The organism is Cupriavidus alkaliphilus (genome assembly GCF_900094595.1).
Taxonomy (GTDB): Bacteria; Pseudomonadota; Gammaproteobacteria; order Burkholderiales; family Burkholderiaceae; genus Cupriavidus; species Cupriavidus alkaliphilus.
In genome coordinates, this window is sequence record NZ_FMAD01000004.1 from 279,420 (window position 1) to 297,090 (window position 17,671).

At 68.7% G+C, this 17,671-nt stretch carries 15 protein-coding genes; 7 read left to right on the forward strand and 8 right to left on the reverse strand.

Annotation, left to right across the window (positions count from 1 at the left end; all coding sequences use genetic code 11):
• Positions 1-795 (reverse strand): class II aldolase/adducin family protein, encoded by a 795-nt coding sequence (locus GA0116996_RS10625; RefSeq protein ID WP_092310469.1) that lies wholly within the window; start codon positions 793-795, stop codon positions 1-3.
• 137 nt (positions 796-932) lie between these two features.
• Between GA0116996_RS10625 and GA0116996_RS10630 the strand changes: the two genes are divergently transcribed.
• Entirely contained in the window at positions 933-1,625 is a 693-nt protein-coding gene (locus GA0116996_RS10630) for a Crp/Fnr family transcriptional regulator (RefSeq protein ID WP_243419668.1), read from the forward strand.
• A gap of 155 nt (positions 1,626-1,780) precedes the next feature.
• A complete protein-coding gene (locus GA0116996_RS10635; RefSeq protein ID WP_092310475.1) occupies positions 1,781-2,191 on the forward strand; it encodes a hypothetical protein in 411 nt (136 codons plus the stop codon).
• Between the two features lie 84 nt (positions 2,192-2,275).
• On the opposite strand, the gene GA0116996_RS10640 is transcribed toward GA0116996_RS10635, so the two are convergent.
• Positions 2,276-3,172: a LysR substrate-binding domain-containing protein gene (locus GA0116996_RS10640; RefSeq protein WP_092310478.1), complete on the reverse strand. Its 897-nt coding sequence runs from the start codon at positions 3,170-3,172 to the stop codon at positions 2,276-2,278.
• Positions 3,173-3,284: 112 nt separating this feature from the next.
• Here GA0116996_RS10640 and phnA point away from each other — a divergent pair, with 112 nt between their 5' ends.
• Both phnA and GA0116996_RS10650 read left to right on the forward strand, forming a co-directional pair.
• Positions 3,285-4,505: a phosphonoacetate hydrolase gene (phnA, locus tag GA0116996_RS10645; RefSeq protein WP_092310481.1), complete on the forward strand. Its 1,221-nt coding sequence runs from the start codon at positions 3,285-3,287 to the stop codon at positions 4,503-4,505.
• A 56-nt stretch (positions 4,506-4,561) separates the two neighbouring features.
• Positions 4,562-6,250 carry a Na/Pi cotransporter family protein gene (locus GA0116996_RS10650; protein WP_092310484.1) on the forward strand — a complete coding sequence of 563 codons (1,689 nt, stop codon included), beginning with the start codon at positions 4,562-4,564 and terminating at the stop codon, positions 6,248-6,250.
• Here the strand turns inward: GA0116996_RS10650 and GA0116996_RS10655 are convergent.
• The 6 genes from GA0116996_RS10655 to GA0116996_RS10680 form a co-directional block, all read right to left on the reverse strand.
• On the reverse strand, positions 6,213-7,709 hold the full coding sequence (locus tag GA0116996_RS10655; RefSeq protein WP_092310487.1) for a tripartite tricarboxylate transporter permease: 1,497 nt from the start codon (positions 7,707-7,709) through the stop codon (positions 6,213-6,215). The genes GA0116996_RS10650 and GA0116996_RS10655 overlap by 38 nt on opposite strands.
• Positions 7,710-7,722: 13 nt before the next feature.
• A complete protein-coding gene (locus tag GA0116996_RS10660) occupies positions 7,723-8,229 on the reverse strand; it encodes a tripartite tricarboxylate transporter TctB family protein (RefSeq protein ID WP_092310490.1) in 507 nt (168 codons plus the stop codon).
• A gap of 71 nt (positions 8,230-8,300) precedes the next feature.
• Positions 8,301-9,296: a Bug family tripartite tricarboxylate transporter substrate binding protein gene (locus GA0116996_RS10665; RefSeq protein WP_092310493.1), complete on the reverse strand. Its 996-nt coding sequence runs from the start codon at positions 9,294-9,296 to the stop codon at positions 8,301-8,303.
• Between the two features lie 83 nt (positions 9,297-9,379).
• Positions 9,380-10,546 carry a DSD1 family PLP-dependent enzyme gene (locus GA0116996_RS10670; protein ID WP_244159803.1) on the reverse strand — a complete coding sequence of 389 codons (1,167 nt, stop codon included), beginning with the start codon at positions 10,544-10,546 and terminating at the stop codon, positions 9,380-9,382.
• On the reverse strand, positions 10,539-13,583 hold the full coding sequence (locus GA0116996_RS10675) for an FAD-binding and (Fe-S)-binding domain-containing protein (protein WP_092310499.1): 3,045 nt from the start codon (positions 13,581-13,583) through the stop codon (positions 10,539-10,541). Before GA0116996_RS10675 ends, GA0116996_RS10670 begins: the two co-directional genes overlap by 8 nt.
• Positions 13,584-13,747: 164 nt before the next feature.
• Positions 13,748-14,968 carry a pyridoxal-phosphate-dependent aminotransferase family protein gene (locus tag GA0116996_RS10680; protein WP_092310502.1) on the reverse strand — a complete coding sequence of 407 codons (1,221 nt, stop codon included), beginning with the start codon at positions 14,966-14,968 and terminating at the stop codon, positions 13,748-13,750.
• A gap of 170 nt (positions 14,969-15,138) precedes the next feature.
• Between GA0116996_RS10680 and GA0116996_RS10685 the strand changes: the two genes are divergently transcribed.
• From GA0116996_RS10685 to GA0116996_RS10695, 3 genes are all read left to right on the forward strand, one after another.
• On the forward strand, positions 15,139-15,894 hold the full coding sequence (locus GA0116996_RS10685; RefSeq protein ID WP_092310505.1) for a GntR family transcriptional regulator: 756 nt from the start codon (positions 15,139-15,141) through the stop codon (positions 15,892-15,894).
• 104 nt (positions 15,895-15,998) lie between these two features.
• Complete coding sequence (locus GA0116996_RS10690; protein WP_092310508.1) at positions 15,999-16,283, forward strand: CppA family protein; 285 nt, start codon at positions 15,999-16,001, stop codon at positions 16,281-16,283.
• A gap of 127 nt (positions 16,284-16,410) precedes the next feature.
• A complete protein-coding gene (locus GA0116996_RS10695; protein WP_092310511.1) occupies positions 16,411-17,514 on the forward strand; it encodes a malate/lactate/ureidoglycolate dehydrogenase in 1,104 nt (367 codons plus the stop codon).
• The last annotated feature ends 157 nt before the right edge of the window (positions 17,515-17,671 follow it).

The window sequence follows — 17,671 nt, forward strand, 5'->3', positions numbered from 1 at the left end:
TCAGTTGCGGTAGTCGGGGTCGATGCGGTCGAGGCGGCGCAGCAGGCCGGGCCAGGCCAGGCTGGAGCCCTTGCCCTTGGTGGCCTGGCGCGCCTGCTGGCCCATGTTGGTGCTGGCGGCGTCCGGCACCCGCGTCAGCGCCGTGCCGCCGCTTTGCGCCAGGATCTGGATGCGGCACGCCGACTCCAGCGTGTACATGGTCAGGAACGCATCCGCCACCGTGCGCCCGCAGGTAAGCAGGCCGTGGTTGCGCAGGATCATCTGCTTGCAGCGGCCAAGGTCGGCCACCAGCCGCGCTTTCTCGTCCTCGCGCAGCGCCACGCCTTCATAGTCGTGATAAGCCAGCCCGGTCAGCGCGAACATCGCCTGCTGCGAGATCGGCAGCAGCCCGTCCTGCTGCGCGGACACGGCGACGCCGTGCGCGGTATGCGTGTGCATCACGCAGCCGACCTCCGGACGCGCCTCGTGCACGGCGCTGTGGATGATGAAGCCGGCCGGGTTGACGTCATACGGCGTATCCAGCACGGGCTCGCCGTGGTGGTCCACCTTCACCAGGCTCGAGGCCGTGATCTCGTCGAACATCATGCCGTACGGGTTGATCAGGAACTGGTCCGGCGCGTCCGGCGCGCGCGCCGAGATATGCGTGAAGATCAGGTCGTCCCAGCCGAAGTGGGCCACCAGCCGGTACGCGGCGGCCAGGTCGACGCGCATCTGCCATTCGGCGTCGGAGACGCGGTCTTTTACGGAGTCTTCTACGGAGCCTTTTACGGCTTCGACAAGCTGGACTTGCGCCATGTGCGGCCTCCCGGGGGCATTTGAGTGAGTCGTTGAACCGCTGCATTGTCCCGGCGCCCCGGGCCAAAGTCTGTTAAGTGTTAGACAATCTCGGCTCCGGCAAGGAGGGCGATGTGGGGCGTCAGGTGAAGGCTAAGGTGAAGCATGCGTTGAATGCGGACGAACCGGTGCGCGCGCTGCCGCGCGGCGTGCTGGCCAGCGGCTGGCTGCGCAACGCGCCGCCACGCGTGCTGGACGCCGTGGCGCAGGCCGCACGCCGCCAGCGCTTCGGCGACGGCGCGATGATCTTCGCGCGCGGCGACCCGCCCACGTATTTCTGCATGGTGGTGTCCGGGCGCGTGCGCATGAGCCGGGTCAGCAGCGGCGGGCGCGAGTCGGTGTACTCGGTGATCGGGCGCGGGCGCTGGTTCGGCGAAATCTCGCTGCTCGACGGCAAGCCGCGCACGCATGACGCCTTCGCCGTCGGCAACACCGAGCTGCTGGTGCTCGGCCAGCGCGATTTCCACCGCATCCTGGCCACGCATCCGGAGGGCATGCAGCTGATCGTGCAGCAGATCTGCGCGCGCCTGCGGGTAGCCTTCGACCATGCGCAAAGCGCGGCGCAGGCCCCGGTCGACGCGCGCATGGCGGCGCGCCTGCTGGAGCTGGCCGACCGCACCGACCATGTCGTGCGCATCAGCGCCGAAGAGCTGGGCGACATGGTCAGCCGCTCGCGCCAGACCGTCGCCAAGACACTGCAGGCGTGGCAGGACGCCGGGCTGATCCGGCGCGCCTACCGCCAGATCGAACTGCTGGACCCGGCCGCGCTGAAGCGCCTTGCCAGGCGATGACGACGCCGCGCACGGCCACCCGCGTGCGCAAATAACCTGCCTTGGCCGCGATGGCAAGACTGGTTAACGACCGTTGCAAAAACAAACAGAATGTCAGGTGCCCCGGCGCTACAGTGGTCATTCCCTGCCTGTAGGCGTTTCTAGGAGGTACACGAATGAAGCAACATCTGGCGAAATCCCTGGTCATGGCCGGCGCGATGATCGCGTCCTATCCGCTGTTCGCGCAGCAGGCCCAGCCGCTGCAGCCAGGCCAGCCGATGCCGATGACCCAGCCGATGCAGCCGATGCCGTCCACCCCGCCGACGCAAGCCGCGCAGCCGGTGCAGGCGATGCCCGCGGCGCCGTCGGCCGCCTCGGCCCAGATGGCTCCGGTGGCCCCGGGCGCCGCTGGCAGTTATGCTCAGGCGCCCGTGCCGCCAGCCCAGCCGGGCATGGCGCCGGTGCCCGCCGATCCGTCGCTGGCAGGCGGCACGGTGTCGGCGGTGGATCCCGCCAGCATGAGCCTGGCGCCCGATGCGCTCGGCACGCGCGTGGGCCAGCGCAGCACCTTCCTCGACGGCGCCTGAGCGCCGGCCGGCGCGGGCCCGCAGCGCGCGGGCCGCGCCATGCACCCCCTCATCCCGACACACGTAACTCGCGGGCGCACCTCTTCACTCTTCCCCGGCGGCCGCGCCCTGCTGCTGCAGCCATTCCAGGAAGGCGCGCAGGTGCAGCGGCTTGTCGGCATCGCGCGGCACCAGCGCATGGTAGGTGTTGCCCGGCGCGCGGATCGCGCCGAACGGCGTGGCGATGCGCCCGCCGGCGCGGTCCGCCTCCAGCGTCGGAAAGGTGCCGATGGCAAAGCCCAGGCTGTCCGCCACCGCCTGCAGCGTGACAAAGAAATGGTCGAAGCGCAGCGTGCGCACCGGCAGCAGCGACGCATGCCCGGCCTGCTGCAGCCATGACTCCCAACTGCCCGGCCGCGTTTCCGTATAGAGGAACACGCCCTCCACTAGGTCTTCCACCCCTTGCAGCGGCAACTGCCGCAGCAACGCCGGGCTGGCGATCACGGTCTGGTATTCGGCAAAGACCGGCATCGACTCGAACTGCTCGCCGCGCTCCAGCGTGCGCCGTATCGCCACGTCGAAGGTGCCGTTGAAGCCCGCCTCGTTGCTGAAGGCGGTCGAGACCCGCACGTCGACCTCCGGCTGCAGGCGCCGGAAATCATCCAGCCGCGGGATCAGCCAGCGCATGGCAAAGGTGGCCGGCGCGTTGACGCGCACCACCTTGCGCGTGGCGATGCGGCCATAGCGCTCGGACGCGGCGCCGATCTGGTCGAACGCCGTGCTGATCTCGCGCGCGAACGCCTGCGCGTGCACGGTCGGCACCATGCGCTGGCCCTGGCGGATAAACAGCGGCTGCCCCAGCCATTGCTCCAGGATCTCGATCTGCCGGCTGACCGCGCCATGGGTCAGGTGCAGTTCGCGCGCGGCGGCCGAATAGCTGCCGGCGCGGGCGGCCACCTCGAAGATGCGCAGGGCGTTGAGCGGGGGCAGCTTGTGCGGCATTGTGAGATTTCCTGACAGAACCTGGAAAATAAACTCGTTTGTGAGAGTTTATCGCCTAACTTAGCATGGGTCTCAGGCAAATCCCTTCTCAAATCCCGCCCCAAGAGACCCCATGAGCACCCCGATCCAGGCCAACGGCCACAGTTACCAGTTTCCCGCCCGTCCCACCGTCATCGTCTGCATCGACGGCTGCGAGCAGGAATACATCAACCTTGCGGCGCAGGCGGGCGCCACGCCGTTCTTCGCCAGCCTGGCCCGGCGCGGCACCGTGCTGAGCGGCGACTGCGTGGTGCCGTCGTTCACCAACCCCAACAACCTGTCGATCGTGACCGGCGTGCCGCCGTCGGTACACGGCATCTGCGGCAACTTCTTCTACGACAGCGAAGCCGGCGCCGAGGTGCTGATGAACGACGCCCGCTACCTGCGCGCGCCCACCGTGCTGGCCGCCGCGGCACAAGCCGGCGCCAGGGTCGCCGTGGTCACCGCCAAGGACAAGCTGCGCGCGCTGCTGGGCCATGGCCTTCAGGGCATCTGCTTCTCGGCGGAGAAAGCCGACCAGGCCACCCTCGCTGAAAACGGCATCGACGACGTGCTGCGCAAGGTCGGCATGCCGCTGCCGTCGGTCTACAGCGCCGGACTGTCCGAGTTCGTGTTCGCCGCCGGCGTGGCGCTGCTGGAAAGCGTGCGGCCGGACCTGATGTACCTGTCGACCACCGACTATGTCCAGCACAAGCACGCGCCGGGCACGCCGCAGGCCAACGCCTTCTACGCGATGATCGATCGCTATCTGCAGCGGCTGGATGCGCTCGGCGCGGTCATTGGCGTCACCGCCGACCACGGCATGAACGCCAAGACCGACGCGCTAGGCACGCCGAACATCGTGTTCCTGCAGCAGGTGCTGGACCAGCGCTTCGGCACCGATACCACCCGCGTGCTGCTGCCGATCACCGACCCCTATGTCGCCCATCACGGCGCGCTGGGTTCGTACGCCACCGTGTACCTGCCGGCCGGCACCGACCCGCGCGCGGTGCATGACGCGATCGCGGCGCTGCCCGGCATCGAGCTGGTACTGGACCGGCGCGCCGCCAGCGCGCGCTTCGAACTCCCGCCCGACCGCATCGGCGACCTGGTCGTAGTCAGCGAGCGCCTGACGGTGCTGGGCACCACGCCGGCGCGCCACGACCTGAGCGGCCTCGATGCGCCGCTGCGCTCGCACGGCGGCCTGTCCGAGCAGAAGGTGCCGCTGCTGTTCAACCGCAAGCTCAGCGTGCCGCCCGGGCAGCGGCTGCGCAACTTCGACATCCTGCGGCTGGCGCTGAACCACGCCGACTGAAGCCCGGCCAGGCCGGCCGCGACCGGGCACAACCGGCCACACATACGCGAGGCGCCATGCAGATCCTGCTATCCCTGATGTCCGGTGTCGCCCTGCTGATCTGGGGCACGCACGTCACGCGCCACGGCATGCTGGAGGTACTGGGGCCGCGCCTGCGCCTGGTGCTGGCCGCCGGCACCGCCAGCCCGCTGCGCGGCTTCCTGGCGGGCCTGGGTGTCACCGCGCTGATCCAGAGCAGCAGCGCGACCGCGCTGATGACCAGCGCCTTCGTCGCCGGCGGGCTGGTCTCGCTGCCTGCGGCGCTGCCGATCGTGCTGGGCGCCGATGTCGGCACCAGCGTGATGGCGCGCCTGCTGGCGGTCGACATCGCGTGGCTGTCGCCGCTGCTGCTGGTCGCCGGCATCGGCCTGCGCCTGTCGGGCAAGGCCAGCGTGCGCGGGCAGGCCGGCGAAGTCGTGGTCGGACTCGGGCTGATCACGCTGGCGCTGCAGCTGATCCGGCTCTATACCGCCCCGCTGCTGCATGCCGACATCGTGCGCGCCATGTTTAACGCCCTTGGCAGCGACGCCCTGCTGGCGGTGGTGGTGGGCGCGCTGGTGACCCTGCTCGCCTATTCCAGCCTGGCGGCAGTGCTGCTCACCGCCACGCTGGCCATGGCCGGCGTGATTGCACCTGCCACCGCGCTGCCGCTGGTGCTCGGCGCCAACCTGGGCAGCGGCCTGATTGCGTGCCTGGCCAATGCCGGCGGCGCACCGGCCGCGCGCCGGGTGTCGCTGGCCAACCTGCTGTTCCGCATCATCGGCGTACTGGCCTGCCTGCCGCTGCTCGATGCCGTGCCATCGTTACTGGCGCGCCTTGGCAGCCAGGCCGGCACCATGGCGATCGATTTCCACCTGGCCTTCAACCTGGCGCTGGCGGCGACGCTGGTCTGGTTCGTCAACCCGGTGGCGGCGCTGTGCATGCGCTGGCTGCCCGATGCGCGGCACGATGCCGAGCCCCCCGGGGCCCGTTACCTGAGCCAGGGCGACCTGCAGCACCCGTCGGTCGCGCTCGGCAATGCGGCGCGCGAGGTGGTGCGCATCGGCGACGTCATCGAAGAAATGCTGCAGGGCATGAAGCTGGCGATCGCCGGCAACGACCGCGCCCTGAATGCCCGCTGCCGCGCCCTCGACGACCGCATCGATGAACTGTACTCGTCGGTCAAGCTGTACCTGACCGACGTCGCGGCCACGCGCCTTGGCGAACAGGACGCCGCGCGCTGGGATGACATCATGCTGGTCAACATCAATCTCGAGTATGTCGGCGACATCGTCGAGCGGGTGCTGCTGGACCTGGACCAGCGCAAGCTCAGCCGCAACCTCCGTTTCTCGGACGCAGGCAGCGCCGAGCTGCTCGACCTGTGCGACCTGCTGGTGGCCCACCTGCGCACCAGGCTGTCGCTGTTCGTTGCCAACGACCGCGTCGCCGCGGCATTGCTGCGCGATTGCGCTGCCGAGTTCCAGGGACGCGCCGAGCGCTTCACCGCGCGCCATATTGCGCGTGTGGCGCAGCGGCTTGCGCCGAGCGTGGAGACCAGTGCGTTGCATCTGGATATCCTGCGGGAGTTGTCGCAGATGAGTGCATTGTTGTGTGCGGCGCCGGCGGTGTCCCTGGGGTCTTGCGGGGGATCCCTGCTGAAGAAGGCGGCCAGTCACGACCGCCCGTTCCTCACGCAACCCGCTTCGCCCGCATCCTCAAATCACTGACCACCGGCCACACCAGCACAAACACGGCCAGCCCCATGATCGTCCCCACCAGCCCATTCGACCAGAACACATCCAACGCCCCGGACGACACCAGCATCGTTTGCCGGAACGCGTCCTCGGCCCGGTCGCCCAGCACCAGCGCCAGCACCATCGGCGCCAACGGGTAATCCAGCTTCTTCAGCACATAGCCCACCACGCCGAAGCCCAGCATCAGCCAGACGTCGAACAACGCGCCGTTCACGGTGTACGCGCCGATCGCGCAGATCACCAGGATCAGCGGCGCGATGATCGAGAACGGAATGCGCAGGATCGCGGCGAACAGCGGCACCGTCGACAGCACCACGATCAGCCCGACGATATTGCCCAGGTACATGCTGGCGATCAGCCCCCATACGAACGGCCCCTGCTCGGCGAACAGCAGCGGCCCCGGCTGCAGGCCCCAGATCATCAGGCCGCCCAGCAGCACCGCCGCGGTGGCGGAACCGGGAATGCCCAGTGCCAGCATCGGCAGCAGCGCGCTGGTGCCGGCCGCATGCGCGGCGGTCTCGGGTGCGACCACCCCTTCGACGTTGCCCTGCCCGAACGAATCGGGATCCCTGGCCATGCGCTTGGCCACGCCATAGCCCATGAACGACGCCGCGGTGGCGCCGCCCGGGGTGATGCCCAGCCAGCAGCCGATCACCGACGAGCGCACCACGGTCAGCCAGTAGCGCGGCAACTCGGCCCAGGTCTTCAGCACCACCTTCAGGTCGATGCGAGCCTGCTTGCCGCGGAAGGCCACGCCCTCCTCCATCGTCATCAGGATCTCGCTGATGCCGAACAGGCCGATCACCGCCACCAGGAAGTCGAAGCCGCGCAGCAGCTCGGTCGAGCCGAAGGTCATGCGCAGCGTGCCCGATACCGTGTCCATGCCGACCGCCGCCAGCACGAAGCCCAGGCACATCGCGATCAGGATCTTGGGCTTGGACTCCTTGCCCATGCCGACGAAGCTGCAGAAGGTCAGCAGGTACACCGCGAAGAACTCGGGCGGGCCAAAGCGCAGCGCGAACTTTGCCACCAGCGGCGCCAGGAAGGTGATCAGCAGCACGCCGGCCAGCGCACCCAGGCACGAACCGGTGAAGGCCGAGGTCAGCGCCTTGCCGGCCTCGCCGCGCTGCGCCATCGGGTAGCCGTCGAAGGTGGTGGCCACCGACCAGGCCTCGCCCGGAATATTGAACAGGATCGAGGTGATCGCCCCGCCGAACAATGCGCCCCAATAGATGCAGGACAGCATGATGATGGCCGACACCGGGTCCATCGAAAACGTCAGCGGCAGCAGGATCGCCACGCCATTGGGGCCGCCCAGGCCGGGCAGCACGCCCACCACGATGCCAAGCAGGATGCCGACGAACATCAGGCCGACGTTCTGCCATGACAGCGCCACGGCGAAGCCGCCCATCAATGCATTGAGTTCATCCATGACCGGCCCCTCCCTAGTAGCCCAGCGCCGCTTCGAGCGGGCCCTTGGGCAACGGTACGCGGAACTGGATCTCGAAGATCCAGAACAGCAAGGCATTGACGCCGACGCCGATCAGCGCGGCCTTCCACCACGCCGCCTTGCCCACCCACACCATGAAGCCGGCGATGAAGGCCGCCGACGCGACGTAGATGCCGAGCAGCCCGATCAACCCGACATACACGGTCAGCGGCACCAGGATCACGCCGACCTGCCGCAGTTGCTGCCATGTCGCAAACACGGCGGCGCGGTCCCCGCGCAGCGCCTGCACGCCCACCAGCACGCTGCAGACCAGGATGATGATCCCGACCCGCATCGGGAAATAGCCCGCTTCGGGCCCGTCCGGCGCCCAGCCGGCGCCGATGGCATGGTTGCTCCAGATCACCACCAGCGCGCCGGCCAGCAGGCATAGCGCCACTGCCAGTTCAACCGCCTTGACCGAGATGCCGGCGCCCGCATGCGCCGTTTCCTGTTGTGAATCCATGTTGTCCCCTGCCTTGCTTCAGGTCATCGGCTGCGCCGCGCGGCGCAGCCCGTTGGTGATCCGTGCCAGCGTCAGCGCGCGGCGACGAAGCCCGCCTCCTTGATGATGTCGCGGTGCGCGGCTTCGTCGCGCGCCAGGAAGTCGGTCAGCGCCTTGCCGGTCAGGAACTCGTTCTTCAGCGCGTTCTTCTCCAGGTATTCCTTCCACTCGGGGGTGGCCACGATCTTCTGCATCAGGTCCACGTAGTACTTCTGCTGTTCCGGGGTCACGCCGCCCGGCATCATGAACACGCGCAGCATCTGGTATTGCACGTCGAGGCCCTGCTCCTTGCAGGTCGGCACGTCATGCCAGCTCTGGGTCTGCGTGACCTTGCCGTTGTAGGCCATGCGCTCCGGCGCGAACACGCACAGCGCGCGATGCTCGCCGGCGCGCCACTGGCCGATCGATTCGGACGGGTTGTTCACGTTGGCGTCGATATGCTGGCCCGACAGCTGCGTGGCGGCCTCGCCGCCGCCCTTGTACGGCACATAGATAAAGCGGGTGCCGGCCTTCTTCTGCACCAGCGCGCTGATGATCTGGTCTTCGCGCTTGGAGCTGGTGCCGCCGACCTTGATCTTGCCCGCGCTGGCCTTGGACGCGTCGATGAACTGCGCGACGGACTTGTACGGTGCCGCGGCATTGGTCCACAGCACGAACTCGTCCTGGGCAATCATCGCCACCGGCGTGAGGTCGCGCCAGCTGAACGGCAGGTGGCTCACCATCGGCACCGTGTAGAGCGCCGACGAAGCCACCAGCAGCTTGTGCGGGTTGCCTTGCGAGGCCTTGGTGTCCATCAGCCCTTCGGCACCGCTGGCGCCCGCCTTGTTCAGCACGATCACCGGCTGGCTCATCAGCTTGTGCCGGGCGATGATGCCCTGGATCGACCGTGCCATCTGGTCCGAGGCGCCACCGGCGCTGAACGGCACCACGATCTCGACCGGCTTGGCCGGCTCCCATGCCCATGCGCTCAGGCAGGCCGTGGCACCCACCACGGCCGCCAGGGTCTTCCTGACTGTGTTGCGTTGCATCGTTGGTCTCCTTTGGCTTTGACTACCCGGTGCCGCTTGTTGCGGCTCTTTTCTCTTCTCTTTATCTGCGCTGCCGCGCGGCGTCAGCGGCTCAGGCCGCGCGCCGCGATGTCCCACAGCTCGGCCACATGCCCGTCGCGGCAGCACACGTATTGCGCGTGCAGGTTCGCGGTGGGGTCGCAATGGCCGGGCACCAGCCAGAGCTTGCTGCCCAGCAGGGCCTGGCCGCCTTCGTCCAGCACCTGCAGCACGCCGTGCTCGTCGTTGGCCGCGATATAGCGCAGCCACTCGCTCCCGGGGCCGGACCACAGGCGCGGCAGGCCGGAATCCACCGCGAGCGACTTCAGGCCCGCATCGCACACCGCCACGCCGGCGCGCGCGGTGCTCATCACCGTGGTCGCCAGGAACAGGCCGTGCCGCGGCTGGAAGCGCCCGGGCCATTCGCTGGCGCCATAGTGGCCGTCCAGGAACACGTAGCTGCCGGGCTGGATCTCGGTATAGACGCCGCTCTCGCAATCGAACTCCGCGGTGCCGCTGCCGCCGCCGGTGATGACCGGGCAGGCGATGCCGCGGGCACGCAGGTGCGCCACGTAGGCGCCCGCCTGCTCGGCGGCGCGCCGGGCCGCGTCGCGGCGCTGCGTCCAGTGCGCCAGGTGCTGGGCGCCGCCGTGATACGCCTGCAGCCCGCCGAAATGCAGCGACGGCGCCTCGCCGATCGCATCGGCCAGCCGGCTCAGCGCTTCGGGGCTGTCGACACCGCATCGCCCCTGCCCGACATCGGCTTCCGCCAGCACGGTGATGCGCACGCCGCCGGCCGTCGCGGCGGCGGCGATCGCGGATACCTGGCGCAGGTCGTCCACGCAAACGCTCAGGTCGACATGCCGGGCCAGCTCCACCGCCATCGCCAGCTTGTCGGCGCCGACGAACTCGTTGCTGATATGGACGCTGGCGATGCCGGCGGCGGCAAACGGATAAGCCTCGCTGAGCTTCTGGCAGCAGATGCCCACCGCGCCGGCGGCGATCTGCCGCTGCGCGATCGCGACCGACTTGTGCGCCTTGGCATGCGGGCGCAGCGCCACACCGCCGGCATCGGCAAGCGACTGCATCCGGGCTACGTTCTGGTCGAAAGCATCGAGGTCGACCAGCAGCGCCGGCGTGCCGACGTCCTCGACGCGATCGCCGATCTTTGCCGGCGCCGGCAGCTGCAGGCGGGCACGGGCGTGGACGGGATTGCGCATCGGCTCAGTCATGGCGGCCGCCCTCCAGCGCCATCGCCAGCACTCTTGCCACATGCATCGCCTCGGCCTGCGCGCCGTCGCGGATCTGGTGGCGGCAACTGGTGCCGTCCGCGACCACGACGGCATCGGCGCCGCGCCGGCGCACCGCCGGCAGCAGCGACAGTTCGGCCATCGCCTGCGATGCTTCGAAGTGCTCGGCCTCATAGCCGAAGCTGCCGGCCATGCCGCAGCACGACGACTCCACCGGTGCCACCTTCAGGCCCGGAATCCATCCCAGCACGGTCTGCACCGGCGTGAAGGCATCGAACGCCTTCTGGTGGCAGTGCCCGTGCACAATGGCCTCGGAGACCTGCAGCGGCCGCAGCGGCAACGCCAGCCGGCCCGCCTGGCGCTCGCGCACCAGGAACTCCTCGAACAGGAACGACAGGCTGGCCAGCTGGCGCGCCTCGTCGCCATAGCCGTAGCCCAGGAACTCGTCGCGCAGCGACAGCAGGCACGATGGCTCCAGGCCGACCACCGGCACGCCGCGCTCGACGAAGGGACGCAGTGTGTCGAGCAGGCGCCGCGCCTCGGCCTTCGCCTCGTCAACCAGGCCCGCGGCGAGGAAGGTCCGGCCGCAGCACAGCGGACGTTCGCCTGCGCGGGTGTTGAAGTGCACGGTATAGCCTGCGGCTTCCAGCACGGCCTGCGCGGCGCGCGCATTGTCGGGCTCCATGTAGTTGCTGAAGGTATCGACGAAGAGCAGCACTTCGCGGCCATCGGCGTTGCTGCCGGCATCGCTGGCTGTGCCGCGGCGGCCCGCCAGGAACGGCGCGGCGAAGCGCGGCAGCGACCGCTGCGGGGCAAACCCGAGCGCGCGCTTGATCCAGCCGGAAACCCCGGGCAGGCTGTCGGCCAGCGCCAGCAGGCCCGGCACGCGGCTGGCCGCCGGTGCGTAGCGCGGCAGGAATGCGACCATGCGCTCGCGCAGGCTGATGCCGTGCCGGCTGGTCCACGCGTGGCGCGCCTCGATCTTGAACTTCGCCATGTCGACGCCGGTCGGGCAGTCGCGCTTGCAGCCCTTGCACGAGACGCACAGGTCCAGCGCCTCCTTCACTTCCGCGCTGGCCAGCCCGTCGCCGCCGAGCTGTCCGGTCAGCGCCAGCCGCAGCGTGTTGGCGCGGCCGCGCGTGACGTGCTGCTCGTCCTTGGTCACGCGATAGCTGGGGCACATGGTGCCGGCGTCGAACTTGCGGCAGTGGCCGTTGTTGTTGCACATCTCCACGGCCGAGGCGAGGCCATGCGTGGCGGTATCGTTGCCCGTGCCCGGCGCGGTCTCGGCGCCCGTCATCGGATCGCGCCGCACGTTCCAGGCCGACCAGTCCAGCGCCGGCGTCAGCGGCAACGCGGCGTAGCCGGGCGCGAAGCGGAAGTTCTCGCGCGCATCCATGCGGGGCGGGCGCACGATCTTGTCGGGGTTGAAGCGGTTGTCCGGATCGAACAGCGCCTTGATCTCGCTGAACGCGGCGTTGATGCGCGGGCCGTATTGCCAGGCCACCCATTCGCCGCGGCACAGGCCGTCGCCGTGCTCGCCGGAATAGGCGCCCTTGTATTCGCGCACCAGCTCCGCCGCCTCTTGCGCGATCTCGCGCATGCGCAGCGCGCCGTCGCGGCGCATGTCCAGGATCGGCCGCACGTGCAGCGTGCCGACGCTGGCATGGGCGTACCACGTGCCCTCGGTCTCGTGCTTGTGGAAGACCTCGGTGAGCCGGCGCGTGTACTCGGCCAGGTGTTCGAGCGGAACCGCGCAATCCTCGATGAACGAGACCGGCTTGCCGTCGCCCTTCATGCTCATCATGATGTTCAGGCCGGCCTTGCGCACGTCCCACAGCGCCTTCTGCGCCTTCTCCTCCGGCATCTTCACCACCGAGCCCGGCAGGCCCAGGTCGGCCATCAGTTCGGCAAGCCGGTCCAGTTGCGCCAGCAGCGCCTGGCGGTCGTCGCCGGCGAATTCCACCAGCAGGATGGCCTGTGGATCGCCGGCCAGCGCGCGCTCGACCACCGGGCGGAAGGCGGGGTTTTCCATCGACAGGTCGATCATGGTGCGATCGACCAGTTCCACCGCCACCGGTTGCAGCGTGACGATATGCTGCGTCAGGTCCATCGCCTGGTAGAAGGTGGGGAAGTTGACCACGCCCAGCACCTTGTGCGCCGGCAGCGGCGCCAGCTTCAGCGTGAGCTGGCGGCTGCAGGCCAGCGTGCCCTCCGAACCAACCAGGATATGCGCCAGGTTGGCGTGGCCGTCGTCGGTATAGGCGCGCGGATTCTGGCAGTCGAACAGGTCGATGTTGTAGCCGGCCACGCGGCGCAGCACCTTGGGCATGCGCTCGGCGATCTCGCCGCGCTCGCGCGTGGCGATGCGCTGCAGCCCATGAAGGATGCCCTCGGCGCGCCCTGCCGCCACCGGTTGCGCCAGCGAACCGAAGTGGCAATCGCTGCCGTCCGCCAGCACCGCATCGATGGCCAGCACGTTATGCACCATGTTGCCGTAGGCGATCGAGCGCGAGCCGCACGAGTTGTTGCCGGCCATGCCGCCGATGGTGCATTGCGCCCCGGTGGAAACGTCCACCGGGAACCACAGCCCGTGCGGCCTGAGCCAGGCGTTCAGGTGGTCCAGCACGATGCCGGGCTCCACCGTCACCGTGCGCGCCTCGGCATCGAAGGCGACCACGTTGTTGAGCCACTTGCTGGTGTCGATCACCAGCGCCTCGCCCACGGTCTGACCGCACTGGCTGGTGCCGGCGCCGCGGGCCAGCACCGGCACGCGCTGGTCGCGCGCGATGTCGAGCGCGCGCACCAGGTCGGCCTGGTCGCGCGGCACCACCACGCCGACCGGCGTGATCTGGTAGATGGAGGCGTCGGTGGCATAGCGGCCGCGGGCGGCGCGGTCGAACAGCACGTCGCCGCGCAGTTCCTTGCGCAGCAGCGCCGACAGCGGCGAGATGGCCCGGTGCTGCGCTGGCACCAGGTGGATCGGCTTGACCAGCAGGGAGGACGAAGTCATGTTCATGGCATGCAAGAAACAAGGGCTGCGCGCCCACGGCGATGCATGCGGCCGCCTGCGGTGGGCGCATGTCGTGGTGATGCTCCGGCAGGAAAGTCAGGCAGGCGGCGGACCGTGCCGCGCCCGCCCTGGCCTGCGCGGCTCAGTCGGCTGCGCTCAGTCGGCTGTGCTCAGGCGGCGGCCTTGAGCACCGGCTTGTCGGCGTGCGCGGCGAGCGACGCCATGGCCGCGGCCACGCCGCTGCCGGCAAGCGGCACGCCTGCCAGCTTCAGTCCCATCTCGCAACCGGCCAGCGTTGCCATCAGGGTCAGGTCATTGCAATCGCCGAGATGGCCGATGCGGAACATGCGCCCGCGCATCTTGCCCAGCGCCTGCCCCAGCGACATGTCGAAGCGCTCATAGATCAGCTTGCGCACCGCATCCGCGTCGACGCCGTCGGGCATCATCACGCCGGTCAGCACCGGGCTGTACACCGCCGGGTCTGCGCACTGGATCTGCAGGCCCCAAGCGCGCACGGCCTGGCGTGTCGCCTCCGCCAGCCGCTGGTGGCGGGCGAAGACCTGCTCCAGCCCCTCGCCCAGGATCATGTCGAGCGCTTCGGACAGGCCATACAGCAGGTTGGTGTTGGGCGTGTACGGCCAGTAGCCGTTCTTGTTGGCTTCGATGATCTCGGCCCAGCCCCAGAACGCGCGCGGCAGCGTAGCGTTCTGGCTGGCGGCGATCGCCCTGGGCGACAGCGCGTTGAAGCTGATCCCCGGCGGCAGCATCAGGCCCTTCTGCGAGCCGGACACGGTCACGTCGACGCCCCACTCGTCATGGCGATAGTCGGCCGAACCCAGACCCGAGATCGTGTCCACCAGCAGCAGCGCCGGGTGCCCGGCGGCATCGATGGCGCGGCGCACCGCGGCGATATCGGAGGTCACGCCGGTCGAGGTTTCGTTGTGCACCACGCAGACGGCGCGAATGGTGTGGCCGCTGTCCTTGCGCAAGCGCGCCTCGATCATGTCCGCCTGCACTCCGCGGCGCCAGCCTTCGATGCCGGGCAGGCCCAGGAATTCCGGGCGCAGGCCGAGCGCCTCGGCCATCTTCTTCCACAGGGTGGCGAAATGCCCGGTCTCGAACATCAGCACATGGTCGCCCGGGCTGAGCGTGTTGGTCAGCGCCGCTTCCCAGGCGCCGGTGCCCGACGCCGGATAGATGATCACCGGGTGCCTGGTCTTGAAGATTTCCTTGATGCCCGCCAGCACCTTGCGGCCGAGTGCGCCGAACTCCGGGCCACGGTGATCTATGGTCGGATAGCTCATGGCACGCAGGATCCGGTCCGGCACCGGGCTCGGGCCCGGGATCTGCAGGAAGTGGCGGCCAGAAGGATGGAAATCGAGGTGAACCATGGAAATCGTGCCTCCTTGTTGTTTTATGAATTTTGAATGCAATCGACTATAGCAGAGCGATCGAGGCGGCCCAAGATGAAATTTGCGGTAATTTGTCGTGGTTAACCCGCGATTTGAGGTCAGGAAGCGGGATGCAGTAGAATCCACGTCAAGTGAATAGAGGACATTGAATGCAAAACTCATATAACGATGACCGAGCGGCAGGCTTAGCGGAGCACGTTCCGCCGCCCTCGCTGCCGCGCCTGGCACGTCCGCGCCTGCACGACACCGTGGTCGAGCACCTGCGCCAGTTCATCGTCGAAGGCGTATTCGCGCCGGGCACCAAGCTCAATGAACGCGAGCTGTGCGAAACCCTGGGCATCTCGCGGACGCCGCTGCGCGAGGCGCTCAAGGTGCTGGCGGCCGAAGGCCTGATCGACCTTCTGCCCAACCGCGGCGCCAGCATCTCGCGCATGAGCGAGGCCGAAGTCAGGGAGAGCTTCGAGCTGATGAGCGGGCTGGAGGCGTTTTCCGGAGAGCTGGCCTGCGAGCGCATCACCGCGGCGGAACTCGCGCAGATCAAGGCGCTGCACTACGCGATGCTGGCCTGCCGCGCCCAGAACGACCTGCCGGGCTACTACAGCCGCAACCAGGAGATCCACGACCGCATCAACGAGGCCGCGCGCAACGGGGCGCTACGGCAGACCTACCAGTCGATCAATCGCCGCCTGCAGGCCCTGCGTTTTCGCTCCAACCAGCAAAGCGGCAAGTGGGACGAGGCGGTCGAGGACCATGAAGAGATGATCCAGGCGCTGGAAGCCCGCGACGGCAAGCGCCTGGCGGCGGTACTGAAGCGCCACTTGCTGGAGAAGCGCGACGCGGTGCTGCCGCTGGTGTCGGGCGACGCCGCTGGCACCAGGAATCTTCTGAACGCGACGCACGCGTAGTTTCGAGGCAACCTTTTGCCGTACCCGGGCCGGATTTTTCTTGCCTCCACGCCGATACTGTATATATTTACAGTACCTGTATGGATGAACAGTGGAGTCCCGGCATGGAACACCTGATCCGCGTGCAAAACGACTATGACCGCCAGGTGCTGGCGTGGCTGCGCGGCCGCATCGGCGACGCCGCGCTGCAGAGCGCCGTGCATCGCCTGGGAGGCCCGCGCAAGCCCTACCTGTCCACGCTCTGCCGCAGCCTGGGCATCCGCCCGCCGAGCCGGCGCCAGTTTGCCGCGGAGACAGCGCGCATCCACCGCGCGGTGGGCGACAGCTACCTGGCCCGCATCAGGGAAATCCTGGCAAAAGCCCCGGCGCAGGAAGCCCAGCGCCAGTAGGCATTTGCCGATCACCGGCCAGGCGCGGACCGTCGCGCGCGCGCCGGACGTATCATGAAAGCCCCGTTGCCGTCACACGGCAACGGGGCTTTGTGTTTCGCAACGTATTCCTCCCTCCAAGGCCGACATGAGCGAACTCCGCATTCCCACCCGCGCGCTGCACCAGTGGGTCACCGATCTCTGGCTTGCCGCCGGCAGCGGCACCCAGGAAGCGCAACTGACGGCCGACCACCTGGTCAGCGCCAACCTGAGCGGACATGACTCCCACGGCGTCGGCATGATCCCGCGCTATGTGCTGGCGTGGCAGGCCGACGAGCTGCAGCTGAACCGTCAGGTCAGCGTGCTGCAGGACGGCGGCAGCCTGCTCAGCCTGGACGGCAACCGCGGCATGGGGCAGGCGGTAACGGCGCAGGCCATGGAGATGGCCATCGGCCGCGCCCGCGAGCACGGCGTCTGCGTGATGGGCCTGCGCCAGTCGCACCACCTCGGGCGCGTCGGCCATTGGGCCGAGCAAGCCACAGCCGCCGGCATGATCTCGATCCACTTCGTCAACGTGCTTTCCAAGCCGATCGTGGCGCCCCACGGCGGCTACGACGCGCGCTACGGCACCAATCCGTTCACCATCGGCGTGCCGATGGCCGGCGCGCCGCCGCTGGTGCTGGACTTCGCCACCAGCGCCATCGCGCTGGGCAAGGTGCGCGTGGCCCATAACAAGGGCGTGCCGGTGAGGGCCGGCTGCCTGCTCGATGCGCAGGGCGAGCCCACCACCGATGCCGCCGTGATGTACCCGCCCGCCGACACGCCGCAAGGCGCCTTGCGGCCCTTCGCCGAGCACAAGGGCCACGTGCTGGCGGTGATGTGCGAACTGCTCGGCGCCGCCGTCACGGGCGGCCATACCATCCGCCCGGAAACGCTGCGGCATGAGCACGCGGTCTGGAACAACATGCTGGCGATCGTGTTCGATCCCGCGCGGCTCGGCACCAGTACCTCGTTCGGGCATGAAGTCGCGGCCTTCGTCGACTGGATGAAAAGCGCGCGGTTGCAACCCGGGCAGACCGGCATCCAGCTGCCCGGCGAACCGGAGCGCGCATTCCGCGCCGCCCGCGCGCAGCGGATCCCGATCGATGCCGGCACGCTGGCGCAACTGGACGACGCCGCGGCGCGCGTGGCGGCGGCGCGGGCCGGCACCCATGCGGCGCCCGGTCCGCTGTCTGCGCTGGCGTGCGACTGAATGGGGGCTCGCGCAAGGCTCGCCACCGTCCTTGCCAGGCCAGTATGCGAGCGTGCGCGAGTTTTCGGAGGTTGACTTCACCTGCGGACTTCGTGAAGACCTGGGCGAACCGCCGCTGTTGGCGGACCGCTGCAGAATTGCATGGCACCAAGGGAAA

Coding starts and splice junctions, on each gene's coding strand:
- GA0116996_RS10625 (WP_092310469.1), bottom strand. CDS start 795: ATGGCGCAAGTCCAGCTTGTCGAAGCCGTAAAAGGCTCCGTAGAAGAC.
- GA0116996_RS10635 (WP_092310475.1), top strand. CDS start 1,781: ATGAAGCAACATCTGGCGAAATCCCTGGTCATGGCCGGCGCGATGATC.
- GA0116996_RS10640 (WP_092310478.1), bottom strand. CDS start 3,172: ATGCCGCACAAGCTGCCCCCGCTCAACGCCCTGCGCATCTTCGAGGTG.
- phnA (WP_092310481.1), top strand. CDS start 3,285: ATGAGCACCCCGATCCAGGCCAACGGCCACAGTTACCAGTTTCCCGCC.
- GA0116996_RS10650 (WP_092310484.1), top strand. CDS start 4,562: ATGCAGATCCTGCTATCCCTGATGTCCGGTGTCGCCCTGCTGATCTGG.
- GA0116996_RS10655 (WP_092310487.1), bottom strand. CDS start 7,709: ATGGATGAACTCAATGCATTGATGGGCGGCTTCGCCGTGGCGCTGTCA.
- GA0116996_RS10660 (WP_092310490.1), bottom strand. CDS start 8,229: ATGGATTCACAACAGGAAACGGCGCATGCGGGCGCCGGCATCTCGGTC.
- GA0116996_RS10665 (WP_092310493.1), bottom strand. CDS start 9,296: ATGCAACGCAACACAGTCAGGAAGACCCTGGCGGCCGTGGTGGGTGCC.
- GA0116996_RS10670 (WP_244159803.1), bottom strand. CDS start 10,546: ATGACTGAGCCGATGCGCAATCCCGTCCACGCCCGTGCCCGCCTGCAG.
- GA0116996_RS10675 (WP_092310499.1), bottom strand. CDS start 13,583: ATGAACATGACTTCGTCCTCCCTGCTGGTCAAGCCGATCCACCTGGTG.
- GA0116996_RS10680 (WP_092310502.1), bottom strand. CDS start 14,968: ATGGTTCACCTCGATTTCCATCCTTCTGGCCGCCACTTCCTGCAGATC.
- GA0116996_RS10685 (WP_092310505.1), top strand. CDS start 15,139: ATGCAAAACTCATATAACGATGACCGAGCGGCAGGCTTAGCGGAGCAC.
- GA0116996_RS10690 (WP_092310508.1), top strand. CDS start 15,999: ATGGAACACCTGATCCGCGTGCAAAACGACTATGACCGCCAGGTGCTG.
- GA0116996_RS10695 (WP_092310511.1), top strand. CDS start 16,411: ATGAGCGAACTCCGCATTCCCACCCGCGCGCTGCACCAGTGGGTCACC.